Annotated in this window: 10 protein-coding genes; 6 read left to right on the forward strand and 4 right to left on the reverse strand. The window is 67.2% G+C overall.

Translation table 11 applies throughout. The features are described 5' to 3' along the window. Positions 1 to 354 precede the first annotated feature (354 nt). On the forward strand, positions 355 to 2,070 hold the full coding sequence (locus ABT115_RS11520) for a sensor histidine kinase (RefSeq protein ID WP_351787003.1): 1,716 nt from the start codon (positions 355 to 357) through the stop codon (positions 2,068 to 2,070). Between the two features lie 19 nt (positions 2,071 to 2,089). Here the strand turns inward: ABT115_RS11520 and ABT115_RS11525 are convergent, their stop codons facing one another. The 3 genes from ABT115_RS11525 to ABT115_RS11535 all read right to left on the reverse strand — a co-directional run bounded on the left by ABT115_RS11525 (position 2,090) and on the right by ABT115_RS11535 (position 4,199). Then, positions 2,090 to 2,800 (reverse strand): response regulator, encoded by a 711-nt coding sequence (locus ABT115_RS11525; RefSeq protein ID WP_351787006.1) that lies wholly within the window; start codon positions 2,798 to 2,800, stop codon positions 2,090 to 2,092. Positions 2,801 to 2,893: 93 nt separating this feature from the next. After that, entirely contained in the window at positions 2,894 to 3,418 is a 525-nt protein-coding gene (locus ABT115_RS11530) for a cyclic nucleotide-binding domain-containing protein (RefSeq protein ID WP_351787008.1), read from the reverse strand. Positions 3,419 to 3,467: 49 nt separating this feature from the next. Further along, a complete protein-coding gene (locus ABT115_RS11535) occupies positions 3,468 to 4,199 on the reverse strand; it encodes a helix-turn-helix domain-containing protein (RefSeq protein WP_351787010.1) in 732 nt (243 codons plus the stop codon). Between the two features lie 250 nt (positions 4,200 to 4,449). On the opposite strand from ABT115_RS11535, the gene ABT115_RS11540 reads away from it, so the two are divergent. Next, positions 4,450 to 5,061, forward strand: a complete 612-nt coding sequence (locus tag ABT115_RS11540; RefSeq protein ID WP_502969070.1) for an Rv1733c family protein — start codon at positions 4,450 to 4,452, stop codon at positions 5,059 to 5,061. A gap of 346 nt (positions 5,062 to 5,407) precedes the next feature. Here ABT115_RS11540 and ABT115_RS30870 read toward each other — a convergent pair whose 3' ends face one another. Continuing rightward, entirely contained in the window at positions 5,408 to 6,595 is a 1,188-nt protein-coding gene (locus tag ABT115_RS30870) for a CBS domain-containing protein (protein ID WP_502969071.1), read from the reverse strand. 175 nt (positions 6,596 to 6,770) lie between these two features. Here ABT115_RS30870 and ABT115_RS11555 point away from each other — a divergent pair, with 175 nt between their 5' ends. From ABT115_RS11555 to ppsA, 4 genes are all read left to right on the forward strand, one after another. After that, complete coding sequence (locus tag ABT115_RS11555) at positions 6,771 to 7,844, forward strand: zinc-dependent alcohol dehydrogenase family protein (protein ID WP_351787013.1); 1,074 nt, start codon at positions 6,771 to 6,773, stop codon at positions 7,842 to 7,844. A 235-nt stretch (positions 7,845 to 8,079) separates the two neighbouring features. Then, positions 8,080 to 10,482: a glycoside hydrolase family 65 protein gene (locus ABT115_RS11560; RefSeq protein ID WP_351787016.1), complete on the forward strand. Its 2,403-nt coding sequence runs from the start codon at positions 8,080 to 8,082 to the stop codon at positions 10,480 to 10,482. Between the two features lie 115 nt (positions 10,483 to 10,597). Next, complete coding sequence (locus tag ABT115_RS11565) at positions 10,598 to 12,109, forward strand: AAA family ATPase (RefSeq protein WP_351787019.1); 1,512 nt, start codon at positions 10,598 to 10,600, stop codon at positions 12,107 to 12,109. 334 nt (positions 12,110 to 12,443) lie between these two features. Beyond that, complete coding sequence (gene ppsA / locus ABT115_RS11570) at positions 12,444 to 14,891, forward strand: phosphoenolpyruvate synthase (RefSeq protein ID WP_351787022.1); 2,448 nt, start codon at positions 12,444 to 12,446, stop codon at positions 14,889 to 14,891. Positions 14,892 to 14,909: the final 18 nt, after the last annotated feature.

Raw genomic sequence — 14,909 nt, forward strand, 5'->3', positions numbered from 1 at the left:
TAAGGTGCATCCCTGATTCAGTCTCCCCGCTTGCCGTACCACTGTCGCCCTGGACTGGGCCGATCGGCCCGCACCGAGGCAGGCCTCTTGGTGACTCAAGCCAGTGGGTACCGGACTGATCACCGAGGGCCGTTCCTGCCTGCACAGCATGAGCGACCTCGTCGAAGGCTGCCTGGCGGACCGGGACGGCATGGCTGATCCCGGCTGCCTACGCGGACTTCGGTCACCGTCCGGAGGAAATGCCCGACTGTACGAGCTGAGTCGATTACAGTCCCCGAGGTGCCGCTCGGTGCGCGCCCACTACCGTGGAGGTGTGGCCCGCCCAGGATCCGCGGGAGTCACGACGGAGGCACCGTGAGCGACAACGGAACCGACCGCTGCAGCGCGGAGCGCCGTCGGCTGAGCACGTTGCCGGAGGATCTCCTTGGGCGCCTCGATGTCGTGCGGCGTGGCCCTGCCGAAGCGGCCCTGCTGCTGGAGGCCGTCATGTCGGTGGGCCGAGGGCTGGACCTGCCCCAGGTGCTGCGACGGATCGTCGAGGCGGCGGTCGTCGTGGCCGATGCCGAGTACGGGGCCTTGGGCGTAGTCGGTGACGGAAACCGGCTCACGCAGTTCCTCACGGTGGGGGCGACGGCAGAGCAACGTGCAGCCATAGGCCCGCTGCCCGAGGGGCACGGCATTCTCGGGGAGCTGATCCATCATCCTGAGCCGTTGCGTCTCGCGGAACTCTCCGAGCATCCGTCGTCCTACGGGCTTCCGCCAAACCATCCCCCGATGCACTCGTTTCTGGGGGTTCCTATACGGGTCCGCGACAAAGTGTTCGGCAATCTGTACCTCACCGAGAAACGGGGCGGCCGCGAATTCGACGCCGAGGACGAGACCGTGCTCTCGACACTCGCGGTGGCAGCGGGAGTGGCTATTGAGAACGCCCGTCTCTATGCGGAGACGCGTGACCGTCAACGCTGGCAGAAAGCCAACAACGAAATCGTCGCAGGCCTGCTGAGCGGGGCGGACGACGCACACGTCCAGCAGATGATCGTCGATCATTCCTCGCACATCCTCGACACGGACCTCGGCGTGCTGGCACTTCCCGCCGGGGAGCAGTCCCTCCGGGTGGCGCTGGCGTCGGGTATGGACGCCGAGATGCATCGTGGCCTGATCCTGCCACGTGAGGGATCGTTCGCCGGGGCGGCTCTCGACGCAGGCGAGCCGATCACCAGCCTCGATGTCGCGCACGATCCGAGAATCACCAAAGGCCCCCCGAGATGGACGGGGCTCGGTCCCGCCGTCGCGGTCCCGATGCAAACGGGGCAGCGGACCCGTGGGGTGCTCCTGCTGGCCCGCGTACGGGGCCGTCCCGCCTTCACCGATTCGGAGACCTCACCCCTCCTGGCGTTCGCCGGGCAGGCCGCGTTGGCGATGGAGCTCACCGAGCGGCGCGAGTCCGCTAAGCAGATCGCCCTCCTGGAGGAGCGGGACCGCATCGCCAGGGATCTGCACGACCTGGCGATTCAACGCCTGTTCGCCACCGGTATGACACTGCAGAGCGTGGTGCGGCTCGTGGAACAGCCACAGGCGAGCGAGAGACTGCTGCGCGCGGTGGACGATCTGGACGAGACAATCAAGATCATCCGGTCCACCATCTTCGGCCTTCGCGCCCGTGAGTCGGGCCGTGCCGGCCAAGGGTTGCGGGCCCGTACGAGGAACACGGTCGAGCAGGCCGCACGGACACTGGGCTTCCAGCCGTCTCTGCGGATGGCAGGGCTGATCGACACAGATGTGCCGACCGAGATCGCCGAACAGGTGATCGCGGTCCTCGGCGAGGCGCTGAGCAACGTCGCCCGCCATGCACGGGCGACGGCGCTGGACATCTCGATGGTGGTGGGTGAGGGGGCACTGGACCTCGTCGTGTCTGACAACGGTGTGGGCATGCCCAAGGACAGCGGTACGCGAAGCGGGCTCGACAATCTCGCACGGCGCGCCGAGAAACTCGGCGGCGAGATGAGTGTGGGGGCGTCGAGGCAGGGCGGCACCCGGCTGAACTGGCGGGTGCCATTGCGGATTCCCTGATGCATCGGGTGCCGTACGGTCACCTTCGACGGTGCCCGGCATTGGACGGGGAGTGTTCCGTGGCGTGCGCGGCGATCACGGCCGCCTGGATGCGGCGCTCGACACCGAGCTTGGCCAGCAGACGGGAGATGTGATTCTTTACCGTCTTCTTCGACAGGAAGAGGCGCTTACCGATTTGGCCGTTGGTCAGCCCTTCACCGATCAGAGCGAGGACGTCCTTCTCACGGGACGACAGCCCCGACAGTGCGTCGTCCTCTGCGGGCTCAGTGTCGAATTCCTCCTCACGCAGGCTGTTCATCAGCCGTGCCGTGGTCGCCGGGTCGAGGGTCGAGCGCCCGGAAGCCAGTGTGCGGACGGCGGAGACAAGGTCCGAACCCTTGATCTCCTTGAGCACGTAGCCGGCCGCGCCGGCCATGATCGCATCGAGCAGTGCCTCGTCGTCGTCGAACGAGGTGAGCATCAGACAAGCGAGCTCCGGCATCCGTGAACGCAGTTCACGGCAGACCGTGATCCCGTCACCGTCCGGCAGCCGAACATCGAGAATCGCGATGTCGGGGCGGAGCGCCGGGCCGCGGGCCAGTGCGTGATCTGCTGTGCCGGCGTCGCCGACGACCTCGATATCGGGTTCCGCGTCCAGGAGATCCTGCACCCCGCGCCTCACGACCTCGTGGTCGTCGAGCAGGAACACGCGGATCGGCCTCTGCGCCGAGAACCTCCTTTCGTCGCTCATGGTGTCCTCCTCGCTGTGAATCCTGTTGCTCACTCATCGTGGGGCCGCGCAGCGGGGGCGCACCAGGGTCGGACGGTCCCGCGCCCCGGACCGTCAAGCATCGGAGGTTTCGGCCTGGGGCCCGTAGAGTTGCAGCAGCCTTGTCCGTGTTCCGTACAGACGCTTAGCCACCGTCTCGGCGACGTACTTGTACACGGCCCGGCCGAGCACCGCATCGTCCTCGCACAGTGTGCGGACGGCAGCGGCGTCGAATTCCACGGCCTGTCCCGCCTGGATCACGTGCGCACCCATGTGCCACACATGCGGGGTGGACAGCCAGGACCAGCCCAACAGGTCGTCCCGGCCCACTGTCTCCACGACCAACGTACGACGGCCGGGTACATGGAGGTCGACCTCAACCTGTCCGGAGCGGATGATCCAGAAGCGGTCGGCCCGTCTGCCCTCCTCGAAGAGCGTGCGTCGAGGACCAGCGGCACCTCCTCGGTCGCCTCGTCGAGCAGACGCGCCCGGCCCTCGCTCGGGAGCACGTCGAGCAGACTCCTGGTCGTTGACATGGAACCCTCCGTCCCTGGCGGCATCCCGGGCGCGATGTCCCTGACACGCTGCGGGCTGCCGCACGAGCCACCAGCCTGGTCACCTGCCCGACCTGACCCGTTGCCGTTCGGTTTCAGGTCGAGAGATCTCGGGGACTGTCACCGGTCCGAGGAGCGTGGCTCTCGAGTACGTGAATGCGGCGCCCGGTCATGCGTGTGGGGGTGATGGTCAGCCACTCATTCCGCGGGCCGCCGGCCCACGGAGTGGTGTATGCGAGTTCGTCCAGTCTGCGCGCGGCTTCGGGATCGGTGACGGCTGCCGCTGTACCGAGGAGAAGGACGCTCCACCCTTGGCTCAGAGCTTCATCAATGTGATCCACTTCGAAGGCGACCGGGTGGTCCGCGGCGGTGGCGGGCAGCGTGTTGCGGGCGCTGCGATACGCGACCCGGTCACCGTCCACGACGTAGTTGACCGGCAGGATGGCCGGCCCGTCGTCCGTCGTCACACCGATCCGGCCCACGCCGTGAGTGGACAACAGCCGACGGCACTCCTCGGGGCTGAGTTCGAGCAACTCGGTGTTATAGCCAGCGCGGCCGATACCCGGGGGCAGCTCCGTCGTGCTACCGGTCAGCTCGGCCAACGTGGTCTCCAGCGCCTGGGCTAGCCGCAGCAGAAACCCGATGCCTGGTGTAGCCTGTCGCTCCTCGACGTACTGGATGTAACCAGGTGCCGAACCAGCCCGCTCGGCCACTGCCTCTCGGCTGAGTCCGAGCTGCTCACGACGCGTCGACACCCGTCGGCCCAGGTCTCCCGACAGGGCTCTGTCCGGCTTGCTGTCCGATGAGTGGCTTTCTCCGTGCACCATGATGCACACATCCTTCGGGGGGATCCGGTCCGGCCGTCAGGCCCGCCAATATTCCGCGTGCTCTTCGTCCGCTCCATCGTGTGCCGTTGGGGACACACGGCGCTTGGGCCGACCGGCCCGGCCTCACGCCCCACTCAGCCCATGCCGCGAGCAGTGCGGGGTGTGCAGGGTGGTGGTACCCGCTTCTGCTCACAGGTTTCGCGATGCACTGCGGGCAGAGTCCGTTGTCGCAGGGGAACGAGGCCAGACCATGACTGACGAAACGCACCCCGGAGAAGGAGGAGGACAGGGACACGACGCGCCCAGTGTACGCGGGCTGCCGATCCGAGCATCGGATCGCATCCAGCGCTGGGGCAGGGTGCTCTTGGTCGTGGTTTTCCTGATGACAGCACCCCTGGTGTCGGCTGCCACGGGCCGTGCGGTGCACGACGCCGAGATACAGCGTGTCAACACACTTCCCCATATGAGGAAGGTAGAGGCGCGGCTGATTTCCGACGCGGGTGCCCCCGCCGCAGCTGTCACAGCACAGACAACGGTGCGTGCACCCGTCCGGTGGACGCAGCCGGACGGTACCGAGCGCACGGCAGTGGTCAGCGTCTGGGCGGGCAGCCCGGCCGGTATGGCCGTACCGATCTGGATCACTGCTCAAGGCGTGGTCACCAGCAGGGCACCCGCAACGCCCGGCGCGGCCGATGCATCTGCATGGATGACGGCGACAGGGACCTTCGTAGTGGCGACGGGACTATTCATCGCCGCGTGGAAAAGCTTCACGAAGCTCGTGGAGGCTCTCAGGTACCGGGGGTGGGAGAAGGAGTGGGACGAGGTGGAGGCCGGGCTGTCCGAGCAATTCCGAAACCGGTAGCAAGTCGGTGCTCGCCGCGCCTTGGGCATGGGACTGCGAGGAGAGACCATGGAGAGCACTCAACCAGGCGTTTCCATGACAGGACTCGTCGCGGTCGGCACCATGCTTGCGGCTGCCGCACTGCCACGCCGACTTGCTCCTGCGGTCCCGGCGACGACGGCCTTGTGCGAGAAGGCGACAACCGCATGCCTGCTCGGTGAAGCCGGTCCCGATGCCACGATCATCGGCGGCTCTCATGGATGCGGAGGATCCGCATCCATGGCGGTCGGCTCGGACTCGCTCCGGGTAGCCGCACGCGCCCACGTCCCGGTCGTCGTGCCCAGCGGGGGCACGCCCGTTTCCGGGCTCAGTCGGATGCCTCTCCTTCGAGCCGGCAGTCCACGTCGACCACGCCTTCCACGGACTGAGCGAGACGGGCGGCGATGGGAATGAGGGTGGCGTCGCGGACCTGACCGGTGAGTGTGGCCACGCCCCAGGTGACGCTGACTTTCACGGACGAGGCGGGGAAAAGTCGGTTGACGACCTCGCGACGTATTTCGGCAGTGAGGTCGTCGTCGGAGCGCAGGAAGACCTTGAGGAGATCGGCGCGGCTGACGATGCCCTTGAGGTTGCCGTCGGCGTCGACGACCGGCAGACGCTTGATGCGTTGGTCGGCCATCAGCCGGGCCGCCTGTGGGAGGAACACGTCGGGCTTCACCGTGATGGCGGGACTCGTCATCAGTTCCTCGGCGCGGACCGCTCCAGCCTTGGCGGTGTCGCCCGGGCGGTACAACTGCTCGATCAAACCGAGTCTGTGCCCGTGGAATTCCTCCTTGGGGAGCAGATCGGCCTCGGAAACGACTCCGACGACGTGGCCATCGCCTTTGATGACGGGCACGGCGGTGACCTTCCACTGCTTCATGGCGGCAGCGATCTCTTTGAATTCCGTGTCAGGGGTGACGGTGACGACGGTCTTCGTCATGACATCGTTGACGGTGTACCGGGCGGAGGGCATGGCAGGCTCCTCGGTGGGGGCGGGTGAGCGGTTGCGTGGATCGGGCAGGAGCCGGTGGAGGTGGTGCAGGACCCGGCCGCCGGTGGCCATCCCGGCCGAAGAGACGATGACCGCGGGACCGGGCGCGCTGTTGATGTCAATGGACTCCTGGACGGACCGGGAGGCCAGGAACGGGTCCAGGCTGACATCGTGGGCAAGAATCTCGGGCCTGATCCCGGAGGAGCGGGCACGCAGTGCTTCGCGATAGACATCGAGCGCGGCCAGAGCCATGGGACTGTCCAAATAGACGGGAACGGACCGCGGCAGAATGCCGTCTTCACACAGCCCGGCGAGCTCATGCAGGACAACCTCAGTGCGGTCGATCGCGAAGGCGGGGATAACAGCGGTACCACCGCGCGCAGGCGTGCGTGCGAGGACAGCCGCGAATTCGGTGCGAGCTCTGTCGGGTTCGTGACGGCGGTCGCCGTGCGTCGACAGGAAGCGCAGCAGCAGCGCGGGTCTCGACGCGGGCGCGGCCGGACCGGGGTTTGTCTCGGACATGGCCGTCCCTCCTTCGATGAGTGGCAACCGTCTTCACCGTCGCACTCCCGGCGCCGGAGGTGTGATGGGTCCGCCTGGTCCCGGCAGGGACCGACCGGCCTATGTGCGACAGGCCGACGCCGGGTCAGCCTGAGGAAGAACGTCACTGGAGTAGACACAGGAAGAGGGCGATGTCGTGAAGGCACTCGTTTTCCAGGGACCGGGGCAAACCGCGTGGCAGGACGTTCCGGACCCTGTGCTCCAGGACGCTGCCGACGCCATCATCCGCGTCGACGTCGTCACCATCTGCGGTACCGACCTGCACATCATCAAAGGCGATGTGCCCGAGGTGGCGCCTGGCCGGGTGCTGGGGCACGAAGCCGTCGGCACCGTTGTCGAGACCGGGTCCGACGTCCGTACGGTCCGTCCCGGTGACCGTGTTCTGATCTCGTGCATATCCGCGTGCGGCCGTTGCCGTTTCTGCCGTGAGGGCCACTACGGCCAATGCCGTGGCGGTGGCGGCTGGGTGCTCGGCCACACCATTCACGGCACTCAGGCCGAATACGTTCGGGTGCCCTTCGCGGACTTGTCCGTGCACCCCTTGTCGGCCTCCATCGACAGCTATGACGGCGTACTGCTCGCCGACATCTTCCCGACCTCCTACGAGGTCGGCGTGCTGAACGGAAATGTGAGACCCGGCGATACGGTCGTCGTGGTCGGCGCCGGCCCGATCGGACTGGCCGCCATCGTCTGCGCGGGCCTCTACAGCCCGGGACGTGTCATCGCTGTCGACCTCGACGAATCCCGGCTGGCCGCCGCACGCTCTCTGGGCGCGGACGCGACAGCGAGCGCGGCGGAGGAACCGGAACAGCTCGTCGACGACCTCACTGAGGGCCTCGGCGCCGATGTCGTCGTCGAAGCCGTCGGCTTGCCCGAAGCCTTCGACATGTGCACCCGCATGGTCCGTCCCGGGGGTCGCGTCGCGAACATCGGCGTCCATGGCAAGCCGGCGACGCTGCACCTCGAAGACCTGTGGATCAAGGACATCACCATCACCACGGGACTGGTCGACACGTACTCCACACCCATGCTGCTGCGCATGATGGCCGCCGGGCGGCTGGCTTCGTCCCCGTTGATCACCCACCGCTTCGAGCTGGAACAGATGGACGAGGCCTACGACGTGTTCTCCCGCGCCGGGGACACCGGTGCCCTCAAGGTGGCGCTGGGCGGACCGCAGCACAACGAGATCACTGCCCCGGCTCAGCCCTGAGCCGGGATGTGAAGACCACGAGCGGGACCGGGTCCGGACCCGCCGCCGTCGAAGTGCGTGTCGGGCCGACCGGTTTGGGGCTGTCGGCCGCTCGCCAAGGCCCCAGGTCTCACCAGGTGCGGGTGGGCATGTACCGCGACGCGCCGTACTTCACATGTCGGCCTGCCCGGAGAGCGCCGCAGTGTCGGTGACCGACCCACTCGTACGGAACGCCGGAGTACTGCAGAGAGTGGTCATGAGTACGGAATGGACTTGGGACTTCAGCGGCTATGATCCGAAGAAGGAGCGTACTGTCGAGGCTCTGTGCACACTCGGCAACGGCAGGTTCGCCACCCGGGGGGCCGCGCCTGAGTCAGCCGCCGGTACCGCCCACTACCCGGGGACTTACGCTGCCGGGTGTTCCAACCGGCTTTCCTCCGACATCGCAGGTGAACTGGTCTGCAACGAGGACATGGTCAACCTGCCCGACTGGTCGCGCCTGCGCTACCGCTGTTTGCCGGACGACGGACCGGCAGGTGAGTGGCTTACGCCCGATGATCCGAGCGTGCGGCGCTGCAGTGTCTCGCTCGACCTGCGAGGCGGCGTTCTCACTCGCCACTTGTTCTTCCAGGACGGTCACGGCCGTCGACTCGGCGTCACCCACACCAGGTTTGTCCACATGAGTGATCCGTATCTCGCCGCCCAGAGAACCACCTTCCACGGGTACGGCTGGAGCGGGGCGATCGAGGTCGAGTCCATCATCGACGGCAACGTCACCAACGTCGGTGTCGAGCGTTACCGCGGCCTGAACGGTCGCCACCTCACCGGCCACCGCGCCGGGGTGGAATCCAACGGCGTGGCGTGGCTGTCCTGCCTGACCCGTTCGTCACGGATTCGGGTCGCCATCGCCGTCAGGATGTCGTCGCGGCCGCTCGTCGCTGTGAGGGCGAGCTGCACGCAGGCGGAAACGACCCAGAGACTCAGGATGCCGCTCTCCCGCGGGCATTCCGCGACCGTCGTGAAGTGCGCCGCCTTGCGCACCTCGCTGGACCGGCCTCCGGGCGACGCACTCTCACTTGCCGTCGAGCACGTGTCACATGCGCCGGCGTTCACCGCACTGCTCGCTTCCCACCGTGCCGCTTGGGAACGTCTGTGGAGCCAGGGCGAACTGAAGGTGCCCGGCGAACCAGGTCGCATCCTGAGGCTTCATCTCTTCCACGTTCTGCAGACCCTTTCCCCGCACACGGCCGAGCTGGACGTCGGAGTGCCCGCCAGGGGCTTGCACGGCGAGGCCTACCGAGGACATGTCTTCTGGGACGAGCTGTTCGTGCTGCCCTACCTCACCCTGCACTTTCCGGAGGTGGCGCGTGGCCTTCTCATGTACCGGCACCGTCGGCTGCCGACGGCCCGTTCCGCAGCCCGGCGGGCGGGCTTTCGAGGAGCGATGTTCCCCTGGCAGAGCGGTAGTTCGGGTGCGGAGGAGGCACAGACGTTGCACCTCAATCCCCGATCCGGCCGTTGGCTGCCCGACCACTCGCACTTGCAGCGCCACGTCGGCTCGGCCATCGCCTGGAATGTCTGGCGGTATGGGCAGAGCACCGGCGACACTGGATTCGTCCAAGGCCCAGGGGCGGAGCTGTTGCTCGACATCGCCCGCTACTGGGGCGACGTCGCCACGTACGACGCCGATCGTGACCGCTACCGCATCCGCGGTGTGGTGGGCCCCGACGAGTACCACGACGCCTACCCCGAGGCCGCTGCTCCCGGGATCGACGACAACGCGTACACCAACGTGACCGCCGCCTGGTCGCTCGCACGTGCACTTGAGGTGTTCGACAGGCTGCATGCGGCCCGTCGGCGGGAGCTGGCCGAGCGAATCGGCCTGGACGACGAGACGTTGAGCCGCTGGGAGGCCTTCTCCCGCCGCATATACGTACCGTTCCACGACGGCGTCATCAGCCAGTTCGAGGGCTATGGCGAGCTGGCCGAACTGGACTGGGACGCCTATCGCAACCGCTACTGCGACATCCGCCGCCTCGACCGGATCCTGGAGTCCGAGGGTGACACGGTCAACCGCTATAAAGCATCCAAACAGGCCGACACACTCATGCTCGGCTACCTCTTCCGCCCCGCCGAGCTGCGGGCCCTCTTCGACCGTCTCGGATACCGCTTCGATGACGAAGTGTGGCAACGAACGGTCAGTTACTACCTGGCTCGTACCAGTCATGGTTCAAGTCTCAGCAGCCTGGTGCACGGCTGGGTGCTCGCCCGTGAGGGAGGCCCGGACGCCTGGAGGTACTGCGAGGAAGCCCTGCTCGGCGATGTGGCGGACATTCAGGGCGGCACCACCGGGGAAGGCATCCACCTCGGTGCAATGGCCGGCACCCTCGATCTCGTCGAACGGAACCTCGCGGGTCTGGAGGCAGGCCCGGACGGACTCCACATCGACCCCACCCCGCTCCGCGAGATGCCACGCTGCACATTCACGTTCTGTTACCACGGACACCGGGACATCCGTGTCCGTCTCCTACCGGGCCGGTTGGGGATCCGTGTTCCGCGCTCCCGCCTCACACCCCCTCTGCGCGTATGCCTCCCCGGTGAGCGGCTGGTGACCGTGGCCGCGGGCGAACAACGTTGGTTCCGTCTACCCGTGCTCTGACTTCATATGGATTTTCGCGCGGCCCGCCGCGACGACGAGGGCAGCCACAGCGCGCGCCCGACGGCCACGAGGCCGAGAATGAAATAGCCCTCAGCTGGTTCCGGAGGTGCATGGTGTGAATGCCATACACGGGCAGCAACAGACCTCGATCGTGGACCCCGGGTGGTCGGCCAAGCCCGATTGCCTCTTCGACAGGGATGACGATTGGGCAGCCCTGATGTCCTTTTCGAGCGATCCGCACCCGGGAACGGGCCTGGGCGTCGTCATGGGGCGCCCTCGCCAGGGCAAGACGCTCTTGCTGGAATCGGTGGCACGAGCCACGGGAGGGTTCTATTTCTGTGGCCAGCAAGCCACCGAAGCCGAGGCGCTGCGCAGGGTCGGCGAGGAGTACGCGCGATACCGGCAGGTCGCACGGCCCAGCCACTGGCGTGATTGGAAGGAGGGCCTCGACGCCTTGCTGGCGCTGGGTGACACCAGACCCCTGCCCGTCATCATCGACTCGTTCCCGGACCTTGTGGCCGCGAGCCCGGCTCTGCCGTCCATCATCCACGGTGCCCTCCGGCACCTCGACAGACCGCCGCTGGAAAACCGTGCGCGACTGCTGCTCGGTGGTGAGACCGCGCCGGTAATGACCCGACTGTTCGCCTCCTCCTCGCCCTTGCGCGCCCTTGCCGCTCTGAAGCTCGACATCCAGCCCCTGGACTTCCGCAAGGCAGCGCAACTGTGGGGCATCGACGACCCAAGGCTCGCCTTTCTCGTCTACACGGTCGTCGGCGGTACACCCGCCTACCGGCACGACTACGTGGGCGACGACGTTCCCGTCGATCGGGACGACTTCGATGGCTGGGTCTGTCGCACCGTCCTGAATCCGCGCACGCCACTGTTCCACGAGGCTCGCCACCTCCTCGACGAGGAGACCGGTCCCTGGAACCGCGGGACTTGTCACTCCGTACTCGCCGCCCTGGCCAGAGGCTGCACGACCCACGGCGAAATCGCCACTTTCCTGGGGCAGCAGCTCACCGATGCCTCACGTGCTCTGGCCGTCCTCCGTGACCATGGTCTGCTTCGATCGCAGACGGACGGACTGCAGCCGGGGATCACACGTCACCACATCGCGGACCCGCTCCTCGCTTTCGAGCACGCCGTGACACGTCCGCGCAGGGCGGCTCTCGAACAGAGTGACGCCGAGACGGTGTGGGCGGACGCGCGAACCGATTTCAACACTCTCGTCGCCGGGCCACGGTTCGCTCAGGTCTGCCGGGACTGGGCCTCCCACTTCGCCGACTGGGCTGCCCTCGGCGCCGAACATTGCACTGCGTCGTACGGGTCCCTCAGCGACCCGTCGGCGACTGCCGGGCTCGACGCCGAGGTCGTGGTCCGCCGACGGGACGGCCACATGAGAGGCCCCCTTCTGTCGGTAGGGCTCGCACGCTGGCACACCGGCATGGACATCCACCATCTGCAGCGCCTGAGGCACATACTGGACGCGCTCGATTCCCGTGAGGATCTCAGCTCCGTCCGCCCGACCCTCTATGGAGCTTCGGGATTCAGCCCCGAACTGCATGCGGCGCACGCTCGCGGCGAGGTCTTGCTCGTTGACCTCGAACACCTGTACCTCGATGTTTAGGGACGACGCCTCTTCGCGAAGTCGTCGTGGTCCGGCGGCCACCAGATCCGACCCCCGGCCATGGGCCGTTCGGTCCCTCCCGGCTATGGCCCACTCGGCACTTTGGCGGCGACATTTCAGGGGCGATCGTGGAAGTCGGACGCTCTTCCGGGCTCCGCCTCCCGAAGATTTCCGGGCTCCGCTTCCCGAAGAGGTGACAGCGATGCAGCGCATCCGGACCCAGATCAGGCCGAGACAGCCCCGCAAGCCCGCGCGGCTGGATCTGCGAATCCCATCCGGTCGGCCGATGCGCTACTGAAGCCCTCGATCACCCGCACCTACGGCGGAGGACATCATGGCAATGACTCGACGCGTCGCACCTTTCGCGGAGTTCGGCCGGCAGGATGTCGGCCGTGTCGGTGGCAAGAACGCCTCGCTGGGGGAGATGGCCGCGCACCTGGCCGCTGCGGGAGTGCGGGTGCCTCCTGGCTTCGCGACGACGGCGGACGCGTACGGGGAGTTGCTCGACAGCCACGGGCTGCGTGCACGGATCACAGCGCAGACAGGGCGCCTGCACGAAGGGGCCGTGCTGGACGAGGTGGGGGCGGCGATCCGGTCGATGATCATGGCCGAGCCACTGCCGACCGGGCTGCGGACCGAAATCATCTCCGCGTACGAGCAGCTCGCGCGCGACCAGGGCCGTGACGATCCCGAGGTCGCCGTGCGAAGCAGCGCCACCGCCGAGGACCTGCCACAGGCGAGTTTCGCCGGCCAGCAGGAGACCTACCTGAACGTGCGCGGGCCCGACCAGCTGCTGCTCTCCTGCCACCGCTGTTATGCCTCCCTGTTCACCAACCGCGCGATCGACTACCGGGAACGGATGGGCTTCGACCACCTCTCGGTCGCTCTCTCCGTCGGCGTCCAGATCATGGTCCGCTCCGACCTCGCGGGCGCCGGCGTGATCTTCACCCTCGACCCCGAGAGCGGCTTCCCCGAGGTCATCGTGGTCAGCGCGGCGTGGGGCCTGGGCGAGACCGTCGTGAGCGGCCAGGTCGACCCCGACGAGCACACGGTCTTCAAGCCGAGCCTGAAGGACCCGGCACTGGATCCTGTGATCGATGTCCGGATCGGAGCGAAGCGGAGGAAGGCGGTCTATGGAGAGCACGGGCTCACCAGGACCGTCGATACGTCCAGGGAGGAGCGCTCGCGGCGTGTTCTTACAGACACGGAAGTCCGACTGCTGGCCGAATGGGCTATGACCGTGGAAGAGCACTACGGGTGTCCCATGGACCTGGAATGGGCCAAGGACGGCCTGACCGGAGAACTGGCGATCGTCCAGGCCCGCCCCGAAACCGTGCAGTCCCGCCGCCGCACGACGACGCTGCGCCGCTGCCGCCTGACCACCACTCCGGCGCAGAGCCTCGTCGAAGGCATCGCGGTCGGTGAGGCCATCGGCTCAGGCCCGGTCATCTCCCTCGACACGCCGGTGGATCTCGGCCGCTTCCCGACCGGCGGGGTGCTCGTCACCGGCATCACCGACCCGGACTGGGAACCGGTCATGAGGCGGGCATCCGCGATCGTCACCGACCACGGCGGCCGGACCTCACATGCCGCCATCGTCAGCCGAGAACTCGGCGTCCCCGCCGTCGTCGGCACAGGCAGGGCCACCGAAGTACTGCACAACGGCCAGGACGCGACCGTATCCTGCGCCGAAGGTACCCGGGGCCACGTCTACGCGGGGCAGCTGGCCTACGAAGAGCGCGAGACCGATCTCACCGAACTTCCTGCCACCCGGACCCGCGTGATGCTCAATCTCGCCGACCCGTCCGCCGCCTTCCGCTGGTGGCGCCTGCCCGCCGACGGGATCGGGCTCGCGCGCCTGGAATTCATCGTCGCCCACCAGATCAAGGTCCACCCCATGGCGCTGCTACACCCCGAACGAGTGGACCAGCACGACCGCCGCGTCATCGACCAGCTCACCGAGGGCCACCTCGACCGCGGCCAGTACTTCGTCGACCGACTGGCCCACGGCGTGGCACGCATCGCCGCATCCCGCTGGCCCGCCCCGGTCGTCGTACGGACCAGCGACTTCAAGACCAACGAGTACGCGCGTCTGCTCGGTGGCCGGTCCTTCGAACCGGTCGAGACGAATCCGATGATCGGCTGGCGCGGCGCTAGCCGCTACTACAGCGACGGTTACCGCGAGGGATTCGCTCTGGAATGCCGGGCGCTGCGCCGGGTTCGCGACGAGATGGGCCTGACGAACGTCATCGTCATGATTCCCTTCTGCCGGACACTCGAAGAGGCCGACCGGGTGCTGGACGTCATGGCGGAGCAGGGGCTGCGCAGGGGCGAGCACGGCCTCAAGGTGTACGTCATGGCGGAGATCCCCTCCAACATCATCCTGGCCCAGGACTTCGCCGAGCGCTTCGACGGCTTCTCCATCGGGAGTAACGACCTGACCCAGCTCACCCTGGGCGTCGACCGCGACTCCGAATCCCTCGCCCATGTCTTCGACGAAACCAACCCCGCGGTCACGCGCAGCATCCAACTGCTCGTTTCGCGCGCTCAGACCGTTGGTCGCACAGTCGGCCTCTGTGGCCAGCGCCCCAGCGATGACCCAGGCTTCGCGGAGTTCCTGGTGAAGACCGGCATCGACTCGATCTCAGTGGCCCCGGACAGCTTCGCCACGGTGAAACAGCACGTGGCTGCTGCCGAACTGAACCTGAGCGGGAAGGACCGAACTGCCGCATCCAAAACCCGACATCCCCACGCGGGCCTGTCGTCCAGTAACCGCGAATGAAAACAGACACCGAACAAC

It is taken from the genome of Streptomyces sp. NPDC001832, from assembly GCF_040297265.1.
Classification (GTDB): domain Bacteria; phylum Actinomycetota; class Actinomycetes; order Streptomycetales; family Streptomycetaceae; genus Streptomyces.